At 60.3% G+C, this 24,254-nt stretch carries 19 protein-coding genes; 10 read left to right on the top strand and 9 right to left on the bottom strand.

What is annotated here, in order from left to right:
• Window positions 1-88 precede the first annotated feature (88 nt).
• The 3 genes from ACUTQW_RS17585 to fdhD form a co-directional block, all read right to left on the bottom strand.
• A complete protein-coding gene (locus ACUTQW_RS17585; protein WP_004950658.1) occupies window positions 89-2,014 on the bottom strand; it encodes a methyl-accepting chemotaxis protein in 1,926 nt (641 codons plus the stop codon).
• Between the two features lie 124 nt (window positions 2,015-2,138).
• Window positions 2,139-2,759, bottom strand: a complete 621-nt coding sequence (sodA, locus tag ACUTQW_RS17580) for a superoxide dismutase [Mn] (protein WP_004950661.1) — start codon at window positions 2,757-2,759, stop codon at window positions 2,139-2,141.
• Window positions 2,760-2,886: 127 nt separating this feature from the next.
• Window positions 2,887-3,714 carry a formate dehydrogenase accessory sulfurtransferase FdhD gene (gene fdhD / locus ACUTQW_RS17575; protein ID WP_020438258.1) on the bottom strand — a complete coding sequence of 276 codons (828 nt, stop codon included), beginning with the start codon at window positions 3,712-3,714 and terminating at the stop codon, window positions 2,887-2,889.
• Window positions 3,715-3,859: 145 nt separating this feature from the next.
• Between fdhD and fdnG the strand changes: the two genes are divergently transcribed.
• From fdnG to selB, 8 genes are all read left to right on the top strand, one after another.
• On the top strand, window positions 3,860-6,907 hold the full coding sequence (gene fdnG, locus ACUTQW_RS17570; RefSeq protein WP_144080219.1) for a formate dehydrogenase-N subunit alpha: 3,048 nt from the start codon (window positions 3,860-3,862) through the stop codon (window positions 6,905-6,907).
• Between the two features lie 12 nt (window positions 6,908-6,919).
• Complete coding sequence (fdxH, locus tag ACUTQW_RS17565; protein ID WP_004950673.1) at window positions 6,920-7,819, top strand: formate dehydrogenase subunit beta; 900 nt, start codon at window positions 6,920-6,922, stop codon at window positions 7,817-7,819.
• Window positions 7,816-8,451 (top strand): formate dehydrogenase cytochrome b556 subunit, encoded by a 636-nt coding sequence (fdoI, locus tag ACUTQW_RS17560; RefSeq protein ID WP_004950677.1) that lies wholly within the window; start codon window positions 7,816-7,818, stop codon window positions 8,449-8,451. Before fdxH ends, fdoI begins: the two co-directional genes overlap by 4 nt.
• Window positions 8,451-9,380, top strand: a complete 930-nt coding sequence (fdhE, locus tag ACUTQW_RS17555; protein ID WP_004950679.1) for a formate dehydrogenase accessory protein FdhE — start codon at window positions 8,451-8,453, stop codon at window positions 9,378-9,380. Before fdoI ends, fdhE begins: the two co-directional genes overlap by 1 nt.
• 131 nt (window positions 9,381-9,511) lie before the next feature.
• A complete protein-coding gene (locus ACUTQW_RS17550) occupies window positions 9,512-10,153 on the top strand; it encodes a DcrB-related protein (protein ID WP_006322920.1) in 642 nt (213 codons plus the stop codon).
• Window positions 10,154-10,188: 35 nt separating this feature from the next.
• Window positions 10,189-10,794: a glutathione S-transferase gene (locus ACUTQW_RS17545; RefSeq protein ID WP_020438260.1), complete on the top strand. Its 606-nt coding sequence runs from the start codon at window positions 10,189-10,191 to the stop codon at window positions 10,792-10,794.
• A gap of 67 nt (window positions 10,795-10,861) precedes the next feature.
• Window positions 10,862-12,253: an L-seryl-tRNA(Sec) selenium transferase gene (gene selA / locus ACUTQW_RS17540; RefSeq protein WP_020438261.1), complete on the top strand. Its 1,392-nt coding sequence runs from the start codon at window positions 10,862-10,864 to the stop codon at window positions 12,251-12,253.
• Window positions 12,250-14,097, top strand: a complete 1,848-nt coding sequence (selB, locus tag ACUTQW_RS17535) for a selenocysteine-specific translation elongation factor (RefSeq protein WP_020438262.1) — start codon at window positions 12,250-12,252, stop codon at window positions 14,095-14,097. The genes selA and selB overlap by 4 nt, the downstream gene beginning before the upstream one ends.
• 409 nt (window positions 14,098-14,506) lie before the next feature.
• Here selB and ACUTQW_RS17530 read toward each other — a convergent pair whose 3' ends face one another.
• Entirely contained in the window at window positions 14,507-15,754 is a 1,248-nt protein-coding gene (locus ACUTQW_RS17530; protein WP_004950695.1) for an MFS transporter, read from the bottom strand.
• A gap of 219 nt (window positions 15,755-15,973) precedes the next feature.
• Between ACUTQW_RS17530 and ACUTQW_RS17525 the strand changes: the two genes are divergently transcribed.
• Window positions 15,974-16,966 (top strand): acyltransferase, encoded by a 993-nt coding sequence (locus ACUTQW_RS17525; protein ID WP_006322925.1) that lies wholly within the window; start codon window positions 15,974-15,976, stop codon window positions 16,964-16,966.
• Here ACUTQW_RS17525 and ACUTQW_RS17520 read toward each other — a convergent pair.
• The 5 genes from ACUTQW_RS17520 to xylA all read right to left on the bottom strand — a co-directional run bounded on the left by ACUTQW_RS17520 (window position 16,961) and on the right by xylA (window position 22,896).
• Window positions 16,961-17,884, bottom strand: a complete 924-nt coding sequence (locus tag ACUTQW_RS17520; RefSeq protein ID WP_006322926.1) for a GlxA family transcriptional regulator — start codon at window positions 17,882-17,884, stop codon at window positions 16,961-16,963. The genes ACUTQW_RS17525 and ACUTQW_RS17520 overlap by 6 nt on opposite strands.
• Entirely contained in the window at window positions 17,884-18,438 is a 555-nt protein-coding gene (locus ACUTQW_RS17515; protein WP_004950705.1) for a cysteine hydrolase family protein, read from the bottom strand. Before ACUTQW_RS17515 ends, ACUTQW_RS17520 begins: the two co-directional genes overlap by 1 nt.
• Window positions 18,439-18,537: 99 nt before the next feature.
• Complete coding sequence (locus tag ACUTQW_RS17510) at window positions 18,538-19,932, bottom strand: amidohydrolase family protein (protein WP_020438265.1); 1,395 nt, start codon at window positions 19,930-19,932, stop codon at window positions 18,538-18,540.
• A 145-nt stretch (window positions 19,933-20,077) separates the two neighbouring features.
• Window positions 20,078-21,529 (bottom strand): xylulokinase, encoded by a 1,452-nt coding sequence (xylB, locus tag ACUTQW_RS17505; RefSeq protein WP_445654924.1) that lies wholly within the window; start codon window positions 21,527-21,529, stop codon window positions 20,078-20,080.
• A gap of 47 nt (window positions 21,530-21,576) precedes the next feature.
• A complete protein-coding gene (xylA, locus tag ACUTQW_RS17500) occupies window positions 21,577-22,896 on the bottom strand; it encodes a xylose isomerase (RefSeq protein WP_006322931.1) in 1,320 nt (439 codons plus the stop codon).
• Between the two features lie 345 nt (window positions 22,897-23,241).
• Between xylA and xylF the strand changes: the two genes are divergently transcribed.
• On the top strand, window positions 23,242-24,237 hold the full coding sequence (gene xylF / locus ACUTQW_RS17495; RefSeq protein ID WP_004950719.1) for a D-xylose ABC transporter substrate-binding protein: 996 nt from the start codon (window positions 23,242-23,244) through the stop codon (window positions 24,235-24,237).
• Window positions 24,238-24,254: the final 17 nt, after the last annotated feature.

Raw genomic sequence — 24,254 nt, 5'->3', positions numbered from 1 at the left:
CGTTCTTTGCGTCAGAGGTTCAGCATAGCCTGAGTTGATCGGGAGGGACAGAACATCCCGCCCGAAAATAACCGGGCGGGGAGGTGCATCAGAACGTGGTCCAGTTGTCTTGCGCTGCCGCTGACCGCGCTTTAATCACCGGGGCTTTTGGCGCGCTGGCTTTTGCCACGGCGGCGGGGGCTTTCTGCTCCGCCAGGCGGAATACCGAGACGCTTTGCAGCAGCATGTCAGCCTGCTCTTCCAGCGAGTCGGCGGCGGCGGCGGATTCCTCCACCAGTGCGGCGTTCTGCTGGGTGGTATGATCCATTTCGACAATCGCCTGGCCGATCTGGGCGATACCGCGGGTTTGCTCGTCGGAGGCGGCGGCGATCTCCGCCATGATGTCGCGCACGTGGGTCACCGAGAGGACGATTTGCTCCATGGTGCTGCCGGTATTCTCCACCAGGGTGGTGCCGGTTTGCACCCGGCTGACCGATTCGGCGATCAGCCCTTCGATCTCTTTTGCCGCTTGGGCACTGCGTTGTGCCAGATTACGAACCTCGCTGGCCACCACCGAGAAGCCGCGCCCCTGTTCGCCGGCGCGCGCAGCTTCTACTGCGGCATTGAGCGCCAGAATATTGGTCTGGAAGGCAATACCGTTAATCAGGGTGGTAATTTCGGCGATTCGTCGCGAGCTGCTGGAAATATCGCGCATGGTGCTGACCACGTTCTCTACCAGCTTACCGCCCTGTTGGGCGGTTTGCGAAGCGTCGGTAGCCAGTTGGTTGGCGTGGTGGGCGTTTTCGGCGTTCTGCTTCACCGTGGCGGTCAATTGCTCCATGCTGGCGGCGGTCTCCTCTACCGCCGCCGCCTGCTGTTCGGTGCGAGAGGACAAATCGGTGTTGCCTGCGGCAATCTCCGCCGCAGCGGTAGAGACCTGGCTGACCCCCATCTGGATTTTCTCAATCATATCGCGCAGGTTTCGGCTCATCGCCGCCACCGCATTCAGCAACTGGCCCAGTTCATCGCGGCGGGTGCTGGTCTGCGCCTGGCGCAGATCGCCGTTGGCGATGCGTTCCGCCAGCGCCAGAGTGCTGCGCAGTGGCCGGGTGATTTGCAGCGTGATGCGCCAGGCAATCAGCAACCCGGCGATAATGGCAATCAGCGTGGTGATGCCCATCTGCAGCTGCGCCGCATTAATATCGTTGTGGGTTTGCGCCAGTTCGTCCTGCATAAAGGCGTTGACCAGCGTACCGACCTCCTGAGCGCTGTCCCCCAGCCGCTGGCTGATCTGCTGTTCCTGTTCATAAGCCGGCAGGTAAGCTTCGATTCGGTTTTTGTAGTCGTCGAGCGCGCTCAACAGCGGTTGCAGCAGGGGGCGCTGGGCATCGCTGAGCCGTCGGCTGAGGGCGTTTGCCGTGCTGCGCGCGTCATCAATCGCCGCTAACAGCGGCGCTTCGGATTCACGGTTCAGGCTCAACAACAGGCCGCGTGCGTCGTAGCGCACCAGGGTCAGTTTCTGATTCAACTGCACAAAAGCCAGTTGCAGGTCGCCATTGGTCAGTTGGCGCTCTACCTGATTCAGGCTGTCTTGCACTTCCGACATGTTCCAGCTTTGGCGTACCGCGTCTTTCGCCGCTACCGCCTTTTCGAAGGCATTTTGCTGTTGCTGGTATTGGCCGATCAATACCACCAGGCGCTGCAAGTCTTGCCGGCTTTGGGCATCCCAGTCCAGCGCCTGGCCCTGGCTGATCAACCGCACCGCGTTTTCGATATTGGCGCGGTTATTCTTCAGGTACTCGGGCCGGTAGGTCTGGCCGAACAGCGCACGGTTATATTTGGCCTGATTGATTTCGTCATTAAGCCGGTTGCTGAAATCGATGCGGTCGGCGCGGGATTCGATGATATTCAGGTATTGTGCGCCGGTGCCGGCGATGACCGCCGTAAGCAGTAACATCAGACCGAATCCGAGGCCGAGCTTTTTACCCACGGTGAGATGAACGAACTTTCCTGCCAGTGTTTGCAATGCCGCCATATTATTTTTCCTTTGTGGGCGAACCTCTATTGAACAAACCATCGGCAAAGGGCGGTCAAACTTTAGCGGATTTTGGGCAAAAAAATGCCCGCTTTACGCGGGCATCATCAGTGTTGGGGGCGAATTACTTCTTCGCAGCGAAGCGTGCTGCCGCTTCGTCCCAGTTAACCACGTTCCAGAACGCTTTGATGTAGTCTGGGCGTTTGTTCTGATATTTCAGGTAGTAAGCGTGTTCCCACACGTCCAGGCCCAGGATTGGGAAGCCTGAAGCGCCGGCAACGGCTTCGCCCATCAGCGGGCTGTCCTGGTTAGCGGTAGACACCACGGCCAGTTTGTCGCCTTTCAGCACCAGCCAGGCCCAACCTGAACCGAAGCGGGTCGCTGCGGCTTTCTCGAACTCTTCCTGGAATTTCTCGACGCTGCCGAAATCGCGCTCGATAGCGGCTTTCAGATCGCCACCCAGCGTGGTACCGATTTTCAGGCCTTTCCAGAACAGGCTGTGGTTAGCGTGGCCGCCGGCGTTGTTACGCATGAAAGTGCGCTTGTCGGCAGGCACTTTATCCAGATCCTGGATCAGCGCTTCAACGCTCAGCGAAGCCAGCTCAGGGTACGCTTCCAGCACGGTGTTCGCGTTGTTGACGTAAGTCTGGTGGTGTTTGGTGTGATGGATTTCCATCGTCTGCTTGTCGAAATGCGGTTCCAGTGCGTCGTAGGCGTACGGCAGGGATGGCAGTGAATAACTCATAATCATCATCTCCAGTGGGGTATGGGCGGCGCAAGGTGCGAGCACCGCGTAAGCAGTCGGATCATTATAGTTAATTAAATGATCTTGAAAATGATTATCAATGCCCTACTTAATGTAAGGGATTAAATTAATCCACAATGCGCTGCGGGTGAGTAAACACCGTGGCGCGGCCGGGTTTGCTGAAACCGACCAGCGTCAGGTTGCTGCGCTCGGCGATTTCCACCGCCAACGAGGTGGCAGCGGAAACCACGAACAGGATCTCGACGCCGCACATCGCGGATTTTTGTACCATTTCATAGCTGGCGCGGCTGGAGACCAGGATCGCGCCCTGTTGCCAATCTTGCTTCGCGCGCACGCCGAGCAACTTGTCGAGCGCTACGTGGCGGCCGACGTCTTCACAGCCGCCCAACAGGTCACCCTGCGGCGAAATCCAGCTGGCGGCGTGGGTACAGCCGGTGAGCTGCCCGACGCTCTGCACCTGCTTGAGCTGCCTCAGCGCGTGGTCGAGGTTGGCGAGAGAAAAGCGTTGGGTGAACGGCAGCGCAGGCAGCGGGCGGAAGATGTCCGCCAACTGCTCGATGCCGCACACGCCGCAGCCGGTGCGGCCCGCCATGGCGCGGCGGCGCTCCTTCAACCCGGCAAAGCGGCGGCTGGAGAGCTCTATTTGCACCTCCAGCCCGTTACAGGTTTGGTTAATCTCTATACTGTAGATATCGCGCGGTGACTCGATAATGCCTTCGGACAGCGAAAAACCCAGGGCGAATGCCTCCAGATCTTTTGGCGTGCACATCATCACCACGTGAGAGATGCCGTTATAGACCAGGGCGACCGGCACTTCTTCCGCCAGCCAGTCCGGCTGCGCGGTGGCGAGCTGCCCGCGCTGATAAACCTGGGCCTGGGTCACCCCTGTGAGCGGGGTCTCATTTATGTGCTGCTCTGGGTTTATAGTGTTCACTTAACTGGCACCTGTTTGTAACAACCCCATATACGCTGTGGTAATATTGCCGCGTAAAAAACAAAATCAATTTTAGCGCTTCCCGCGTCAAGGGGGAAAGCGCCATTTGAAACAATGTGACAATCGAGAGTGAAAGGAGACCCCCATGCAGGTCAGCAGAAGGCAGTTCTTTAAGATCTGCGCTGGCGGTATGGCAGGAACGACGGTAGCCGCACTGGGCTTTGCCCCGGAAGTGGCGTTAGCGGAGACCCGGCAGTACAAACTGCTGCGCGCCCGTGAAACCCGTAATACCTGTACGTATTGTTCCGTCGGCTGTGGGCTGTTGATGTACAGCCTTGGTGATGGCGCCAAAAACGCCAAAGAAAGCATATTCCACATTGAAGGGGACCCGGATCACCCGGTAAACCGCGGCGCGCTTTGCCCGAAAGGCGCGGGGCTGGTCGACTTCATCCACAGCGCAAGCCGTCTCCAGTTCCCGGAGTATCGTGCGCCGGGTTCAGATAAATGGCAGCGCATTACCTGGGACGATGCCTTTACCCGCATCGCCAAACTGATGAAGGAAGACCGTGACGCCAACTTCGTGAAAACCAACGAACAGGGCGTCACCGTCAACCGCTGGCTGAGCACCGGCATGCTGTGTGCCTCCGCCTCCAGTAACGAAACCGGATATTTAACCCAAAAATTTAGTCGCGCTCTCGGCATGCTTGCCGTAGATAACCAGGCGCGTGTCTGACACGGACCAACGGTAGCAAGTCTTGCTCCAACATTTGGTCGCGGTGCGATGACCAACCACTGGGTTGATATCAAGAACGCGAATCTGATTATCGTCATGGGCGGTAATGCGGCGGAAGCGCATCCGGTGGGGTTCCGCTGGGCGATGGAAGCCAAAATTCACAATAAAGCCAAGCTGATCGTCATCGATCCGCGCTTTACCCGTACCGCATCGGTGGCGGATTTCTACACGCCGATCCGTTCCGGGACCGACATCGCTTTCCTGTCGGGCGTCCTGCTGTACCTGATCACCAACAACAAGATCAACCGCGAGTACGTCGAGGCCTATACCAACGCCAGCCTGCTGGTGCGGGAAGACTTTACCTTCGAAGACGGCCTGTTCAGCGGCTACGACGCGGAAAACCGCAAATACGACAAAACCACCTGGAATTATCAGCTCGACGAGAATGGCTTCGCCAAGCGCGACGTCACGTTGCAGGATCCGCGTTGCGTGTGGAACATGCTCAAACAGCACGTCAGCCGCTATACGCCGGAGGTGGTGAACAATATCTGCGGCACGCCGACCGAGGATTTCATCAAGGTCTGCGAATACATCGCCGAAACCTGCGTGGCGGATAAAACCGCGTCGTTCCTCTACGCCCTGGGCTGGACTCAGCACTCGGTCGGCGCGCAGAACATCCGCACCATGGCGATGATCCAGCTGCTGCTCGGCAACATGGGCATGGCGGGCGGCGGCGTCAACGCGCTGCGCGGCCACTCCAATATCCAGGGCCTGACCGATCTGGGCCTGCTGTCGCAAAGCCTGCCGGGCTATATGACGCTGCCGTCGGAGAAACAGACGGATATCGACACCTACCTGAAGGCCAACACGCCGAAGGCGCTGCTGCCGGGCCAGGTGAACTACTGGAGCAACTACCCGAAATTCTTCGTCAGCATGATGAAGAGCTTCTACGGCGACAAGGCGCAGAAGGACAACGACTGGGGCTTTGACTGGTTGCCGAAGTGGGACAAAGGCTACGACGTACTGCAGTACTTCGAGATGATGTCGCAAGGGAAGGTCAACGGCTATTTCTGCCAGGGCTTTAACCCGGTCGCGTCGTTCCCGAACAAAAACAAGGTCGTGGCCTCGCTGTCGAAGCTGAAGTTCCTGGTGACCATAGATCCGCTCAACACCGAGACCTCCAACTTCTGGCAGAACCACGGCGAGTTCAACGACGTCGATCCGTCGAAGATTCAGACCGAGGTGTTCCGCCTGCCGTCCACCTGCTTTGCCGAAGAAAACGGCTCGATCGTCAACTCCGGCCGCTGGCTGCAGTGGCACTGGAAAGGCGCGGACGCCCCGGGTGAGGCGATGAACGACGGGGAAATCCTGGCGGGCATTTTCATCCGCCTGCGCGAGATGTACGCGCGCGACGGCGGCGCGGTGCCTGAACAGGTGCTGAACATGACCTGGGATTACCTGACGCCGGAAAACCCCGCTTCGGAAGAAGTGGCGATGGAAAGCAACGGCAAGGCGCTGGCGGACATTCTCGACGCCGACGGCAAAGTGCTGGCGAAAAAGGGCGAACAGCTCAGCACCTTCGCCCACCTGCGCGACGACGGCACCACCGCCAGCGGCTGTTGGATCTTCGCCGGCAGCTGGACGCCGGCCGGCAACCAGATGGCGCGGCGCGATAACGCCGATCCGTCCGGCCTCGGCAACACGCTGGGTTGGGCCTGGGCCTGGCCGCTCAACCGCCGCATTCTGTATAACCGCGCTTCGGCCGACCCGCAGGGGAAACCCTGGGATCCGAAACGTCAGTTGCTGGAGTGGGACGGCGCCAAGTGGGGCGGGGTGGATATCCCGGACTACAGCGCCGCCGCGCCGGGCAGCGACGTCGGGCCGTTTATCATGCAGCCGGAAGGCATGGGCCGCCTGTTCGCCACCGACAAAATGGCGGAAGGGCCGTTCCCTGAGCACTACGAGCCGTTCGAAACGCCGCTCGGCACCAACCCGCTGCACCCGAACGTGGTGTCCAACCCGGCGGCGCGTGTGTTCAAGGACGATCTGGCGGCGATGGGCACTTCCGACAAGTTCCCGTATGTCGGCACCACCTATCGTCTGACCGAGCACTTCCACTACTGGACCAAGCACGCGCAGCTCAATGCGATCGCGCAGCCGGAGCAGTTTGTGGAGATCGGCGAGAAGCTGGCGGAGAAAAAAGGCATCAAGCACGGCGATACGGTGAAAGTCAGCTCCAACCGCGGCTATATCAAGGCCAAGGCGGTGGTGACCAAGCGTATCCGTACTTTGCAGGTGAACGGCCAGGATGTCGACACCATCGGTATCCCGATCCACTGGGGTTACGAAGGGGTGGCGAAGAAAGGCTTTATCGCCAACACGCTGACGCCGTTTGTCGGCGATGCCAACACGCAAACGCCGGAGTTCAAGGCGTTCCTGGTTAACGTGGAAAAGGTGTAACGGAGACGAATTATGGCAATGCAATCTCAGGACATCATTCGTAAATCCGCCACCAATGGTTTCACGCCGGCCCCGCGCGCCCGTGACCATCAGGAAGAAGTGGCCAAACTTATCGATGTCACCACCTGTATCGGCTGCAAGGCCTGTCAGGTGGCTTGTTCCGAATGGAACGACATCCGCGATGAAATCGGCAGCAACGTCGGGGTGTACGATAACCCCGCCGATCTGACCGCCAAGTCGTGGACGGTCATGCGCTTCTCCGAAGTGGAGGAAAACGGCAAGCTGGAATGGTTGATCCGCAAGGACGGCTGCATGCACTGCGCCGATCCGGGTTGCCTGAAGGCTTGCCCGTCGGAAGGCGCAATCATTCAGTACGCCAACGGCATCGTCGACTTCCAGTCCGAGCACTGCATCGGCTGCGGCTACTGCATCGCCGGCTGCCCGTTCGACGTGCCGCGCATGAACAAGGACGACAACCGGGTGTACAAATGCACCCTGTGCGTCGACCGCGTCGATGTCGGCCAGGAACCGGCCTGCGTGAAGACCTGCCCGACCGGCGCGATTCATTTCGGCACCAAGGACGCGATGAAGCAGATTGCCGCCGAGCGCGTCGGCGAGCTGAACACCCGCGGTTATCAGAACGCCGGTCTGTACGATCCGGCGGGCGTGGGCGGCACCCACGTGATGTATGTGCTGCACCACGCCGACAAACCGCAGCTGTATCACGGTTTGCCGAATAACCCGACCATCAGCCCGGCGATCACGTTCTGGAAAGGCGTGTGGAAACCCCTGGCGGCCATCGGCTTTGCCGCCACCTTTGCAGCCAGCGTGTTCCACTATGTCGGCGTCGGGCCAAACCGCGTCGAAGAGGAAGACAACGACGAGCTGCACGATGAGGAGACGCGCAAATGAAGAAGGAAAAGCGGATTCAGCGCTACAGCGCGCCGGAGCGGATTAACCACTGGATTGTGGCGTTCTGTTTCGTGTTCGCGGCCATCAGCGGGCTGGGGTTCTTTTTCCCCTCCTTCAACTGGCTGATGAACATCTTAGGTACGCCGCAGCTGGCGCGCATCCTGCACCCCTTTGTCGGCGCTTTCATGTTTGCGGCCTTCCTGCTGATGTTCCTGCGCTACTGGAAGCATAATCTGATCAACCGCGAAGACATCGTCTGGGCCAAAAACATCCACAAAATCGCCATGAACGAGGAAGTGGGCGATACCGGGCGTTATAATTTCGGTCAGAAGTGCGTATTCTGGGCAGCTATCGTCAGCCTGGTGCTGCTGTTGGCCAGCGGTGTGGTGATCTGGCGGCCGTACTTTGCGCCGTCGTTCCCGATACCGCTGATCCGCATCGCGCTGCTGGTGCATTCGCTGGCGGCGGTCGGCCTGATCATCGTGATAATGGTGCACATTTACGCCGCGCTGTGGGTAAAAGGCACTATCACCGCGATGGTCGAAGGCTGGGTGCCTGCGGCCTGGGCTAAAAAACATCATCCGCGCTGGTACCGAGAGGTCCGCGAGAAACAACAGGAAGACAAACCCTGATGAGCATCCGCATCGTTCCTAAAGAGCAGTTAGGGGCACAGCGCGAGAAGTCCACAACGGCGGAGACAATTCCGCCGTTACTTTTCGCCAATTTGAAAAGCCTCTACAGCCGCCGCGCCGAGCGCCTGCGCAAGCTGGCGACGGACAACCCGCTGGGCGACTACCTGAACTTCGCCGCACAACTGGCCGAGGCGCAGCACCATGCGCTGCACGACAACCCGCTGCAGTTGGATCTGACCGAAGCGCTGCAGCAGGGCGCGGCCAGCGGCAAGCCGCCGCTGGATTTGAGCGTCTATCCGCGCAGCGAGCATTGGCACCGGCTGCTGGGCTCGTTGATCGCCGAGCTGCGTCCGCAGGCGCCGGAACACATTCTGGCGGTGCTGGATAACCTGGAAAAGGCGTCAGCGCATGAGCTGGAGCTGATGGCCGACGCCTTGCTCAACCGCGAGTTCGGCAAGATCGGCAGCGAGAAAGCGCCGTTCATCTGGGCCGCGCTGTCGCTTTACTGGGCGCAAATGGCAAGCCTGATCCCCGGCAAGGCGCGTGCGGAATATGGCGAGCATCGCCAGTTCTGCCCGGTGTGCGGCAGCATTCCGGTCTCCAGCGTGGTGCATATCGGCACCGTCAGCGGCCTGCGCTATTTGCACTGCAACCTGTGCGAAAGCGAGTGGCACGTGGTGCGGATAAAATGCAGCAACTGCGAGCAAACCCGCGATCTGAATTACTGGTCGCTGGACAGCGAGCTGGCGGCGGTGAAAGCGGAAAGCTGCGGCGACTGCGGCACTTACCTGAAGATTCTGTATCAGGAAAAGGACCCGCATATCGAAGCGGTGGCCGACGATCTGGCCTCGCTGGTGCTCGACGCCAAGCTGGAAGACGAAGGTTTTGCCCGCAGCAGCATCAACCCGTTTCTGTTCCCGGGGGAGTAAATCGCAAAACGTCGGTATTTGCCCCTTACGAGTGGCCAGATGATTAATTTCAGACTGCGCATCTGGCATTCACAGGGGCGAGTTGCTACGTTTACGCAATGACGCGCAACGCGAAAGAAAAGGGACGGACGATGTTGAAGACCATTGCGAAACTCACGGCGGTCGCCGTTCTGGCGATCGGGCTGTCGGCCTGTGACAACAAGGAAGACACCAAACCGGCAGTACCTAAGCCGGACCCCAAGCCGATCGTCACGCAGCCCATTGCGCCGCCACCGCCACCGGTGGAAAGCGAGCCTGTGGGGCTGAAGGTATCGCTGCAAAGGGGTAACGTGACCTTTTTACTGCCGGCGGGGTTCAGCGATCAGACCCAGAACAGCGGCATCGTCAACGACAGCAAATCCACCATTCAGCGTTTCCTCGACGGCAAGACACGCCAGAGCACCGTCTCTTCCGAAGTGGTCCCGCCTGACGACATGAAGCTCAACACCAGCGATAAAATGCTGAAAGATTTGACGCAAAGCATCATCACCGAGCTGGCCGACCGCTATCAGAATATCAAGACCACCAAAGAAGAGAACTTCATCGTCGGCAAGCAGAAGTTCCATCGGCTGGATACCGAGCAAAGCGTCAATGGGCAAAAGGTACTCTCCACTTTTGTGCTGACGGTATTGAATAAAAGGGTGGTGACGTTGCAAATGCTGTCACCGGCCAAAACGCCGGAGGCGCACCAGGCGCTGGTTCAGCGGATTATCGACACGCTGGTGGTGAAATAACAACGCTGTGACTCGACAGCTCGGGGGGAAGACGGATGAAGCTGATTGGCAGTTATACCAGCCCTTTTGTACGCAAGATTTCCGTGATGTTGCTGGAAAAGGGGATCGCGTTCGAATTCGTTAACGATCCGCCGTATGAGCCGGGCAGCCGGGTGGTGGAGCTGAATCCGCTCGCCAAGGTGCCGGTGCTGGTGGCCGATGACGGCGTGGCTTATTACGACTCGCGCGTCATTGCCGAATACCTCGAACTGCTTCCCGCCGCCCCGGCATTTTTGCCCGCCGATCGCGCGGCTGCGCTGCGCATTCGCCAGGTGGAAGCGCTGGCCGACGGCGTAACCGAAGCCGCCGCCACGCTGTTTCGCGAGAGCAAACGCGCGCCGGAAAAACAGGACGAAAACTGGATACTGCGCCAGCGCGACAAGCTGACGCACGGGCTGGACGCGCTGGAGAAGCTGGCGCAGGAAAAGACGCTGCTGAACGCCGCCGAGCTGACGTTGGCGGACATCGCTACCGGCTGTGCGCTGGGCTACCTCAATTTTCGCCGCATCATGCCCAACTGGTGCGTCGAACGGCCTGCGTTGATCAAACTGGCCGAACGGCTGTTTGCCCGCGAAAGTTTTTCCCGCACTTCACCCCCCTGAATTCCCTCACCCCGCTTTGGCGGGGGGTTGTTTTATGCCGCATCCTCACACAAAAAACCGAGCGACCATGAGCACTGAATCCCACCTTCTTTACAGCCAGTTACCCGCTATTGATCGCCTGCTGCGCGATCCCGCTATCGAACCGCTGGTGGCCCAACATGGCCAGACGCTGATTGGCGATCTGCTGCGCGCATTGCAGTTGCAGGCGCGTGAGACGATCAGGCAGCAGCAGCGGCTGCCCGATTGGTGCAGCGACTGGCCGCAGGCGCTCAGCGCCGGTTTGGCGCAACGGCAGCGTTCGGCGCTGGCGCCGGTTTTCAATTTGAGCGGCACCGTACTGCACACCAACCTTGGCCGCGCCCTGCTGGCGCAACCGGCAATCGACGCGGTGAGCCATTCGATGGGGGCGGCGGTGACGCTGGAATACGATCTGGACGGCGCCGGGCGCGGGCATCGCGATCGCGCCGTGGCGGATTTACTGTGCCGCCTGACCGGTGCGGAAGATGCCTGCATCGTCAATAACAATGCGGCGGCCGTGTTGCTGATGCTGGCGGCGATTGCGCCCGGCAAGGAAGTGGTGGTGTCGCGCGGTGAACTGGTGGAAATCGGCGGCGCGTTCCGCATCCCCGACGTGATGCGCCAGGCGGGCTGCCGGCTGGTTGAGGTCGGCACCACTAACCGTACCCACCTGAAAGATTACCGTAACGCCATCAACGAACAGACCGGGTTGTTGATGAAGGTGCATACCAGCAACTACAGCATTCAGGGCTTTACCGCTGCGGTGGATGAAGCCGAACTGGCGCTGCTCGGCGCCGAATACGGCGTGCCGACCGTCACCGATCTGGGCAGCGGCTCGCTGATTGATATGACGCAGTACGGCCTGCCGGCCGAGCCGATGCCGCAGCGGCTGCTGGCCGCCGGGGTGGATCTGGTGACTTTCTCCGGCGACAAGCTGCTGGGCGGCCCGCAGGCCGGGATTATCGTCGGCAAAAAGGCGCTGATCGCCCGGTTGCAGCAGCATCCGCTTAAACGCGCGCTGCGTGTCGGCAAGTTGACGCTGGCGGCGCTGGAAGCCACGCTGCGCCTCTATCAACAGCCTGAATTGTTGGCGGAGCGACTGCCGACGCTGCGGCTGCTGACCCGCCCGCAACAGGCGATGCAGGCCGCAGCCGAACGCTTGCTGCACGCGCTGGAACCGCAGTTTGCCGAACGCTTCCAACTGCGCGCCGAACCCTGCTGGTCGCAGATTGGCAGCGGCTCGCTGCCGGTGGACAGGTTGCCCAGTTACGCCTTGACCTTTACGCCGCTCGACGGCCGTGGGGCGACGCTGGAAGCGCTGGCAGAACGCTGGCGCCGCCTGCCGCAGCCGGTGATCGGCCGAATTAACGACGGCCGGCTGTGGCTGGATCTGCGCTGCCTTGAGCAGGAACAGGCGCTGATCGAGGCGTTAAACGCATGATTATCGCCACTGCCGGCCATGTCGATCATGGCAAAACCACCCTGTTGCAGGCGATCTCCGGGATCAACGCCGATCGCCTGCCGGAAGAAAAACGCCGTGGCATGACCATCGATCTGGGCTATGCCTACTGGCCGCAGCCCGACGGCCTGGTGCTGGGTTTTATCGACGTGCCCGGCCATGAAAAATTCCTCGCCAATATGCTGGCGGGCATCGGCGGCATCGATCATGCGCTGCTGGTGGTGGCTTGCGACGACGGCGTGATGGCGCAAACGCGCGAGCATTTGGCGATCCTGCGGCTGAGTGGGCGCCCGGCGCTGACGGTGGCATTGACCAAGGCCGATCGGGTGGACGAAGCACGGGTTGACGAGGTGCGGCGGCAGGTTAGCGATGAACTGGCACGGCAGGGCTGGCCCGATGCGCCGCTGTTTGTCACCGCTGCGGTGCGGGATCGGGGGATTGACGCCCTGCGTACGCATCTGCTGGCGTTACGGCCTGATGAGCATGCGCTGACGCGCCGTTTCCGGTTGGCAGTAGACCGCGCCTTCAGCGTGAAAGGGGCGGGTCTGGTGGTAACAGGCACCGCGCTGGGCGGGCAGGTGGCGGTAGGGGATACGCTGTGGCTGACCGGTGCGGACGCCCCGGTGCGGGTACGCGGTCTGCACGCGCAGAATCAACAGGTTGAGCAGGCGCAGGCCGGGCAGCGCATCGCGCTGAACATCAGCGGTGACGTCAGCAAAGAGCAGGTGGCTCGCGGTGACTGGCTGTTGGCGAAAAAGCCGTTGCAGGCGGCAGAACGCATTCTGGTGGCGCTGGATCTCGACCAGCCGATCAAGCATTGGCAACCGCTGCATCTGCATCACGCCGCCAGTCATATCACCGGCCGGATTGCGTTATTGAATGAACACCTGGCGGAACTGATCCTCGATCGCCCGTTGTGGCTGGCGGACAACGATCGGCTGGTGCTGCGCGATATCGGCGCCCGCCAGACCCTGGGCGGCGCACGGGTGCTGAGTTTGACGACGCCGAAACGCGGTAAACGCCAGCCGGATTACCTTGCCTGGTTGGCGGCATTGGCGCAGGCCGGCGACGATCGCCAGGCGCTGGCGCTGCACCTGCCCAACGGGCCGCTGGATTTGGCGATGTTCGCCTGGGCGCGGCAACTGACCGAAGGCGGTCTGGCCGAGTTGTTGGCGGACCATGAATGGCTGATTGCCGGCGAGTGGGCGCTGGCGCAGGAGAATGCACAGCAGGGCCAACAGCGCTTGCTGCAAGTCCTGTTCGAGTACCACCACCAGCATGCCGATCAGCTTGGATTGGGACGAGCGCGCCTGCGGCGCATGGCGTTGCCTTCGTTGCCTGAAGCGCTGGTATTTATGATGATCGATCGGTTGCTGGCCGCCGGCAGCGTGCGCAATACGCGCGGCTGGCTGCACTTGCCGGAGCATGGTCTGGCGTTCAGCGCGGAAGAACAGATTCTGTGGCGCCGTATTGAGCCGCTGTTCGGTGACGAGGCCTGGTGGGTGCGCGATTTGGCCGCGGAATTGGGCGAAGAAGAGGCCCCCGTGCGGGCGACGCTGCGTAAAGCGGCGCAGTTGGGTCACATCGCGGCGGTGGTGGTAGACCGTTATTATCTCAGCCGGCGTATCGAACAGTTCGCTGCGCTTATCCGGGAGCTGGATGCAACGCAGGGCAGCACCAACGCTGCGGATTTCCGCGACAGGCTCGGCGTCGGCCGCAAGCTGGCGATCCAGGTGCTGGAATTTTTCGATCGCAGCGGCTTTACCCGCCGCAAGGGCAACCAACACCTGCTGCGCGATAGCGGGCTGTATACCCGTCATACTTGAAGTTGCCTCTGTGTTGGCTGCGAGCACTCACCCCAGTCACTTACTTGAGTAAGCTCCTGGGGACTCATGCTCTTGCCGCCTTGATGCAACTCCAATTATTTTGGGTATAGCCGTGTATTTTGATTAAGTCTCGAGGTCATCAGGATGAATACTGAAGGTTTATCGCCACTGTCCGTAGGAAAAGATGATGAAAAGTATGACGGGCCTGTGCGAGAGAAAGAACAGAGGTGCTTGACGCTAGAGGCACTTAGTGATGTTGAACAGATGAATATTATTAGCCATGAGGCGGTACTGGCATGGGCTATGAGTTTGAGAACTGATTCACCAGACTGATAGTGTTAAATCCTGTGTAAATCTTGAAACACGGAAAGAGATATTGTCTCTTCCCGTGTCGTTAACCCGGCGTTTGTTACAGCGCTTCGTTAGGCGCAGGCGTTGCGTCGCCGCTGCGGCGTTTGCTGAGGAACAGCGCCACCAGCGCCAGCCAGCACAGGCCGCTGATCAGGTTAAACAGGTTGAACAACCCGCTGCCGCCCCAGACATAGGCCACTTTCGCCAGCTCGATGCCGACGGTAAACACCAGCATGCTCAGCATGCCCATGGTGGCGGAGACCGTCCCTTTGCTGACGGCGCTTGAGAACAGCGTCAGGCGGTACAGCCCGGCGTTGGCCAGCCCGATACCGAAGGCGTACAGGCTCAGCCCGGCGGTCATCCACAGATAGGCGTGGCTGGAGAACAGCGTAGCCAGCGCCGCGACCAGCAGCCCCAGCATCATGGGTACCGCGCCCAGCTTGATCAGGCGCTCTACGCTGTTTTTACCGGTCAGGCGCGCCAGCGTCAGGTTGCCGAGGATCAGCGCACCGAACACCGGGATCTGCAACAGGCCGTAATCCAGCGTCGACAACGATTCGCCGCTGATCAGGATCACCGGCGACTGGGCAATCCAGGCCAGCAACGGCAGGCTGGCGAAGCCGATGGCCAGCGCCCCGCAAACAAAGCGGCGGTTGCTCAGTACCTGGCGATAGTCGCGCCACAGGTTGGCGGCCGAGAATTTATCGCCCTGCAGCGAGGCGGTTTCCGGCATCGCCTTCCACAGGCCGTAAAAGGCAATCGCCGCCAGCGCCGCGAACAGCACGAACATGCTCTGCCACGGCGCGACGTGGATCAGCGCGGCCCCGGCCAACGGCCCGAGCAGCGGGGCGATCAGCGCCACGTTGGCCATCAGCGCGGTGATTTTTATGCACACCGATTCCTCGAAGGATTCCTGTATCGTGGCGTAGCCGACCGCGCCGATAAAGCACAGGCCAATACCCTGCAGGAAACGCATAAAGATAAACTGCTCGATGTTGGTCACCAGCAAAATGGCCAGACAGGCGACGATAAAGAACGCCACGCCGGCCAGCATCACCGGGCGGCGGCCACGTCGGTCCGACAGCGGGCCGAGCAGCCATTGCAAGAAAATGCCGCCGGCCAGATAGGCGGTCATGGATGTCGGCACCCACTCTTCGCCGGCGTTGAACTCCGCCACCACCGCCAGCATGCCGGGCTGGATCATATCGTTGGCGATGTAGGTGGCAAATTCGAACAGCACCAGACAAAGAGGGAATAAAAGCGCCTGTCGGCCCAAGCGTGCCGCAGGTGGTAATGTCGTTTTCATATTTATAGTACTGATAGTGAAGAAGAAAAAAGGAACTGCCAGGGCGGGAAGCGCAAACTGAGCGAGTTATGGCGGCTATTTTGCCGCCAATTGTTCACCTTAGCAACGATAAGGTGTTGTTTCAGCACATTCTGATATTTCGCTTTTGGGTTGTCGCCGCGGCCCGTGCTCTATAACCTCTTATTAACATAAAAATATGACACAACGTCGGGCACCGTTTTGAGCACTAAAATTGGCTGGATAGATAACCTGCGCGCGGTGGCGTGCATGATGGTGGTGATGATCCACGCCACCACCTATTACGTCACCAACGGCATGGCGGTGGGGGAACATAACTGGGACATCGCCAACGTGCTGAACGGCATGTCGCGCGTTTCGGTGCCGCTGTTTTTCATGATTTCCGGCTATCTGTTTTTCGGCGAGAAAAGCGCCGGCAAAAAACATTTCATCCGTATCGGCTGCTGCATCCTGTTCTACAGCCTCATTGCGCTGGTCTATATCGCGGCCTTCACCAAAATCGGCTTCTGGCCGTCGCTGCGCGGCATGCTGCAAAAACCGGTGTTTTATCACCTGTGGTTCTTCTATGCGATTGCGGTGATTTACCTGCTCTCGCCGCTGATCAGCGTCAAACCGGTCTCGCGCCGTTATCTGGCCGGGGTGCTGGTGATCCTGGCGGTGGTTGCCAACCCCAATACCGGTGCGGTGACCGTCGGTAACGCTCACCTGCTGCCGGTCAATCTGTATATCTACGGCGATACCTTCTATTACCTGCTGTATGCGCTGGCCGGGCGGGCGATTGGCATGATGGACACCGGGCGGCGCGGCATCAGCTGGCTGGCGGCGCTGGGTTTTGCACTCAGCGTGGCGCTGATTGTTCGCGGCACCAAAAGCCAGATGTTCATCAACGGCAGCTTTGCCGACACCTTTTACATTTACTGCGGCCCGCTGGTGTTTATCGCGGCGGTGTCGCTGCTGGTGTGGTTCAAGAACTGCCTGCCGGATCCGATCGGCTGGCTGGGCATTTTTTCCCGCCATTCGCTGGCGATCTACGGTTTTCACGCCATTATCGTCAACTTTATGCGCAGCCGGCACCTTGAACTCACCGCTCATCCGCTGCTGGATATCTTCTGGGTATTCGGTGTGGCGCTGGCGCTCAGCCTGCTGCTGTCGATGGGGCTACAGAAGCTGGACGTTCGAAGGCTGGTGTCATAACGGGTTTTGCCCGCGCTGCTGCGCACGCCGCAGCTGGCGGCCGGACGAGAACCCGGCCGCCAGCGCCGCTTTCTCAAGCCCGTAGCCTTGTTGCAGGCGCTGTTGCGCGACCGCCAGCCGCAGCTGCTCATGATATTCCCGCACGCTGATGCCGATATGGCTGCGGAACAGCCGCGCCAGATGGCGGCTGCTGACGTGGGCTTTTTCCGCCACCTGCGGCACTGACCATTCGGCCTCCGGCTCGGCGGCCATCACGTCCTGGGCGCGGTGGACCGCCGGGTGCAAATGATTGCGGTAGCGCAGCCACGGCGAAAGCTGCGGGTCGTCGCCGGAACGGCGGAAATACACCACCATTTCGCGGGCGACTTCCGTTGCCCGGGTTGCGCCGCACTGGCGGTTGATCAGGTGCAGCGCCAGATCGATACCGGCGGTAATGCCGGCGCTGGTGTAGACGCTGCGGTCTTCGACAAAAATGCGGTTTTCTTTCACCAGCGCCGCCGGTGCCTGCAGGCGCATGCGTTCGAGCACGTCATGGTGAGTGGTGCACTGGTAGCCGTCGAGCAAGCCGGCCTGCGCCGCCAGCAGCGCGCCGGAACACACGCAGACCAGCGTGATGCGCCGGCTTTGCAGATCGGGTTGCAGCGCCGCCAACCAGCGGCGAGCCTGCTCGGCTTGCGGATTGGCAAAGTAGCGCGCCGAATCGCTGACCCCCGGCACCACCAAAATTGCGTCGTCTTCCAGCCGGGCGGGCAGCGGCTCCAGCCGGCTCAGCGTCATGCCGATGGAGCAGGTTACCTGCGGCTCCGGGCCGATGTAATGCAGGCTGAACGTCCCGGCCAAGCGCAGGGTTTCGGCCGGGCCGCTGACGTCCAGCGACAGCACCTGGGGCAGCATCAGAAAGTAGACGGCCTGCGGCATTATGACTCCTGTGACAGTTGCGCCAGTACCTCATCCACGCTGGCGAGCTGGGCGAAACGGTCGACCAGCACCGTCTCAGTATGCCGCTTGAGCTGTTCGGTGGTAAAGATCTGGCCGTCGGGGTGTTGCATCGGGAACGTCAGGGTCGCCTCGGTGACGAAGGTCACCCGATACCCGAGATCGCTTGCCACGCGGGTGGTGGTTTCGCAGCACTGCTCGGTACGAATGCCGGAGATAATCAGGTGATCGATCTCCCGTTCACGTAGCCAGGCATCCAATCCGGATTCGGTCAGCGCATTGTGTACATGTTTATGCAGGGTAACGTCCGCCTGGTGGCTGAGGAACGGCAGGCGCTGCACAAAGCCGGACGCCAGCGAAAAGGGCCCCTGCGGGGACACGTGGAACACGTCGACCAGCGCCACGCCCTGCCGGCGGCAGCCTTCAATTAATTTTGTGAGCGCCTGCTGGAAAGCGGGCAGATCGTCCTCTTGCCAAAAAGGGCGATGCTGGAATGATTGCTGAACATCGATGATCAATAATGCGCTATGTGACATTTTCGGCCTCCGCCTGTGGGGTATAACGCCATACTGCGCCGTTATCCTGCAGGTAAGAAGGCCAAAAACGGCCATCATGATGGCATCAGCGGACCAGCATCAGGCTTTGCTGACCTGGCCGGCGACCAGACGCCCCCGATGGAAGGTGGCGCGGCGTGCGGGCAGGCGGGCCACCGCCTCGGCGGAGCAACTGGCGTCGATCAACACGAATTCCGCGCTGTCGCCGGCTTTGGGCCACGCGCGTTGGCCTTTGTCGTTCAGCGGCAGCACGCCGCCGGTGGAAATGGCCAGGGCGCGCGACAGATGGAACTCATCCGAACCGCGATACAGCTGGGCGTAGAGATTGGCTTTTTCCAGAATGTCGCCGGTGCCGAACGGTGACCAATGGTCGATCACGCTGTCGGTTCCGGTCATCACAAATACCCCTTTTTCACTGAGCTGCGGCAGCGGCATCATCAGCCCGCCGATCGGCACCGTGGAGGCGATGGTGATTTGCTGCGCCGCCAGGCGGGTGGCGGTTTCCGCCAGCTCATTCGGGTTCAGCGTAGTCAGGGCGAAGGCGTGGCTGATGGTGACCTTACCGCGCAGCGCCGGGTTTTTTTCTACGGTGGCGATCATGTAGTTAATCGCCGCTACCCCGGCGGGGCTGGTTTCATGCAGGTGGATGTCGACGCCTTTGCCGGTGTCGAGCGCAATCTGGAACATCGCGTCCAGCGACGCCTCCATCGCACCGTCGACGTTGGTCGGATCCAGCCCGCCGACGTATTGCACGCCCATCTGCATGGCCTCGCGCATCAAGCCGTCGACCTTAGAATGCAACAGGCCGTGCTGCGGGAAGGCGACGATTTCACAGCTGAAATCCGCCTGGTGGTTTTCCAGCGCACGTTGCAGGTGCTCCAGGCTTTTCAACCCGCTGACCGGATCGATATTGCAGTGGCTGCGCGCTACGGTGCTGCCTTTGGATTGCAACAGGGCGATCAGGTTTTCCGCGCGCTGCTGCGAAGTCGGCAGCAGTTTGGGGATCAGCGTTTGTTCCAGCGCGATCATGTCCATGATGGTTTTGCCCTGGCGTGGGCGCGGTGCCTGCCATGGGCCGCTGTAGAAGGTTTTGTCCAAATGGATGTGCATGTCGCGAAACGCCGGCAGCAGCAACTGACCCTGCACCTGATAGCGCGGCACGCCGGCGATAGGCGCCGCATCCGCCGCATGGATGGCGGCAATGTTGCCGTCTTTGATTTCCAACTGGTAGAGCGCGGTGCGGGTGCCGATCACCGTATCGCCATCGTATTCGAAACCCTCCTCCAGCCGTACGTCGCTCAGCACGTAGTGATGGTCGGTCAGGGTCATGGGTTTGGCCTCCGGCGCACAGTGGCCGCCAGCTTGCGGTGCAGCCTGCGCCACGCCGCCGGTCAGCCCGATCACCGCGCAGGCGGTGGTTAGCTTGCCGGTTTGGCTGAGGAAAGCTCTGCGGCTTTGTTGTTGGTTTTTTTCCACGTTCAGTTCCTTAATCCAGAGGTGAGGTACGTCAAAAAACACCCACCAATTTAGGAGAGGAACCCGCAGGTTGGCAGCGACATTTGCCACTGGCGACTATTCGATTTGGTAATAATGAGGGGGCAGGGTTACTGCCCCCGGGGCGTTACATCAGCGGCAACAAACAGGTATACAACTCGCGGAAGGTGCTGCGCCGCGCGGCGTAGTGCCGATGGCGTTCGGCATCCGGTTCGTGCAGCTGTTCCAGCGGCAATTCGGGCAGCAGGTCGCTCAGCGGGCGCTGCGGATTCAGGGCGATCTGCGCCAGACGCGCCGCCCCCAGCGCCGGACCGACGTCGCCGCCGGTGCGGTATTCCAGCCGTTGGCCGCTGATATCCGCCAGCATCTGCCGCCAGAACGGGCTGCGTGCGCCACCGCCGATCAAGGTGATGCTCGAAGGTTGCAGGCCGCTGGCGTGCAGCACGTCCATGCCGTCCGCCAGGGCAAAACCGACGCCTTCCAGCACCGCCCGCGCCAGATCGTTTGGCCCGTGCTGGTGGGTGAGCCCCCAGAACGCCCCTTTGGCGTTGGGATTGTTATGCGGCGTTCGTTCGCCGGAAAGGTAAGGCAAAAACCACAGCGGGGCTTCCGCCGGAGGGGCCTGTTCGACGTTGCGCAGCAGGGTGGCGACGCTGTCGACGTTGGTCAGTTTGCAGACCCAGTCCAGGCAGGAGGCGGCGCTGAGCGTCACCGACATCAGGTGCCAGGTGTCGGGCAGCGCATGGCAGAAGCTGTGCACCGCGCTGGCCGGGTTGCTGAGAAAGCCGTCGCTGACCGCAAAGTAAACGCCCGAGGTGCCGAGCGACAGCATGGCTTGCCCGGCCTGATACAGCCCTACGCCGATCGCCCCGGCGGCATTGTCGCCGCCGCCGGCCACCACCGGCACCGGCGGCATGCCCCAGCGCCTTGCCAGCTCGGTGTGGGTCTGACCGGTGATTTGATTGCCTTCGAACAGCTGCGACATGTGGCGGCGCGACAGGCCGCAGGCGGCCAGCATCTCGTCGCTCCAGTCGCGCTGCGCTACGTTCAGCCACCCGGTGCCTGCGGCGTCCGACATATCGCCGGCGAATTCGCCGGTCATGCACCAGCGCAGATAATCTTTGGGTAACAGCACCTTATCGATCTGGCTGAACAGGTGCGGTTCGTGCTGTTGCACCCACAGCAGCTTGGGTGCGGTGAAGCCGGGCATCATCAGGTTGCCGGTAATGTGCCGCGATTGCGGCACCGCTTGCTCCAGCGCCTGGCACTGCGCGGCGCTTCTGCCGTCGTTCCACAGAATGGCCGGGCGCAGCACCCGTTGACGGTCATCCAGCAGCGTGGCGCCGTGCATCTGGCCGCTGAGGCCAATGGCTTTCACCTGTTGCAGACTGTGCTGCTTGCCCAGCACCAGCATGGCGCGATCGGTGGCGTGCCACCAGTCCTGCGGCGCCTGTTCTGACCACAGGGGATGAGGGCGGGAGATGGGCAGCGCCTCACTCTGGCTGGCGAGCAGTTGGCCCTGCTCACCGAGCAAAATGATTTTTACGCCGGAGGTGCCGAGATCGATGCCGATGTACATGATTGAGATCCTTTAAGGCGCGGCGGACGGTGCGCCGCGCGGGTCAGTTAACCGAACAGGTAGCGGTTCATCAGGTTCTCAAGCTGTTCCTGACGGCCGCTGGCGTGCTGCGGCGCCAGTGCATGTTGTTCAGCGTACTGCGCCAGGGCTTCCAGCGACAGTTTGCCCTGCAAAATTTGCTGGCCCAGCTCACCGTTCCAGCCGGCGTAACGTCGGGCGACCTGCTGAGGAAGCCGGCCGTCGGCGGTCATTTTGGCCGCCACTTTCAACGCCAGCGCCATGGTGTCCATCGCACCGATATGGCCGTAGAACAGATCGTATTTGTCGGTGCTTTGGCGGCGGACCTTGGCGTCGAAGTTCAGGCCACCGGTGGTGAATCCGCCGGCCTTGAGGATTTCGAACATCACCAGGGCGTTCTCCTCCACGCTGTTGGGGAACTGATCGGTATCCCAGCCCAGCTGCGGATCGCCGCGGTTGGCGTCGACTGAGCCGAAGATGCCGAGCGCGATGGCGGTGGCGATTTCATGGTGGAAGGAGTGCCCGGCCAGGGTGGCGTGGTTGGCCTCGATATTGACCTTGATCTCCTTCTCCAGCCCGAACTGCTTCAGGAAGCCGTACACCGTGGCGACATCGTAGTCGTACTGGTGCTTGGTGGGTTCCTGCGGTTTGGGTTCGATCAGCAGCGTGCCCTGGAAACCGGTTTTGTGTTTGTGCTCCACCACCATTTGCATAAAGCGGCCAATCTGCTCGCGCTCCTGGCGCAGATCGGTATTCAGCAGGGTTTCGTAACCTTCGCGTCCGCCCCACAGCACGTAGTTCTCGCCCCCCAGTCGATGAGTGGCGTTCATGGCGGTGAATACCTGCGTGGCCGCCCAACTGAACACTTCCGGATCCGGGTTGGTGGCTGCGCCTGCGCCGTAGCGCGGATGGGTAAAGCAGTTGGCGGTGCCCCACAACAGCTTCACGCCGCTGCTTTGCTGCTTTTCCGCCAGCACGTCGGTCATCACCGCAAAGTTATTCAGATATTCTTTCAGCGAAGCGCCTTCCGGCGACACGTCGACGTCATGGAAGCAATAGTAAGGCACGTTCAGCTTGTGGAAGAATTCGAACGCCACGTCGGCCTTGCGTTTTGCCAGCGCCAGCGCATCGCCCGGCTGCTGCCAGGGGCGATCGAAGGCCCCGACGCCGAACATGTCCGCGCCGTTCCAGCAGAAGGTGTGCCAGTAACAGGCGGCGAAGCGCAGGTGATCGGCCATACGTTTGCCGAGTACCAACTCATCGGGATTATAGTGGCGGAAAGCCAGCGGGTTATTGCTGTCGGGGCCTTCGTAGCGAACTTGCTCAAGCTGATCAAAATAGGATTGCATTTTCGACTCCTGGGTAGCGATGCCCGGTTTACGGGATGCATTTATCTTCGGAGTTAGAACCCGGTGGCTCAATTACGTTATTTCACTCTTAAATTCACAGAATTATTAAATGTGCGGCAGATCTCATAATAGGGCGTTTAAGCGCGTTTCATTTGAATTTTATGGCGCGCGACAGTGCTTTTCAGAGTGAAAGCATGACCGCCATCATAAAAACAACATTAAACCAAAAATCATAATTCGCCGGTAAAAATCTGTAATTGCCGAAGAGTAAATAACCGACAACAATCCGAGAGTCGGCCCGTTTCAATTATTACCCTTACACATTAAATAACAAAGGTATATAAGATGAAATTAAAACCCCTGTTCCTTTCGGTCTGCGCGCTGCTGGCGCTGGCCAGCCAACCGGCCATGAGCAAAGAAATCAAAATCGGCATGGCGATCGACGATCTGCGCCTGGAGCGCTGGCAAAAAGACCGCGATATTTTCGTCAGCAAGGCCAAAACATTGGGGGCGGACGTCTTCGTGCAATCGGCCAACGGCAATGAAGAAACCCAGATGGCGCAGATAGAAAACATGATCAACCGCGGCGTCGACGTGCTGGTGATCATTCCCTATAACGGCCAGGTGCTGAGCAACGTCATCAGCGAGGCCAAGCGGGAGGGCATTAAGGTATTGGCCTACGATCGCATGATCAATAACGCCGATATCGATTTCTATATCTCCTTCGATAACGAAAAGGTCGGTGAACTGCAGGCGCAAAGCCTGGTGCAGCGGGTGCCGCAGGGGAATTATTTCCTGATGGGCGGTTCACCGGTGGATAACAACGCCAAACTGTTCCGTCAGGGCCAGATGAAGGTGCTGCAACCCTTGATCGACAGCGGGAAAATCAAGGTGGTGGGCGATCAGTGGGTTGATGGCTGGCTGCCGGAAAACGCATTGAAAATCATGGAAAATGCGCTGACTGCCAACAGCAATCATATCGACGCCGTGGTGGCCTCCAACGACGCGACCGCCGGCGGGGCGATCCAGGCGCTGGCCGCACAGGGATTGGCGGGCAAGGTGGCCATTACCGGTCAGGACGCCGATCTGGCGGCGGTGAAGCGCATCGTCGCCGGTACCCAGACCATGACGGTCTACAAGCCGATCAGCAAGCTGGCCGATGAGGCGGCGAGCATTGCCGTGCAACTGGGCAAAGGCGAAAAACCCAAATCCAACGCGACCTTGAATAACGGCGTCAAACCGGTGCCGGCCTGGTTATTGACGCCGATCCCGGTGGATAAATCCAATATCGACAGCACTATTATTGCCGACGGTTTCCATAAAAAAGCCGATCTTAATTAATACCGATATCCGGTGAC

It is taken from the genome of Serratia sp. TSA_7 (assembly GCF_052692135.1).
This window is presented reverse-complemented; position numbering and strand designations above follow the sequence as displayed.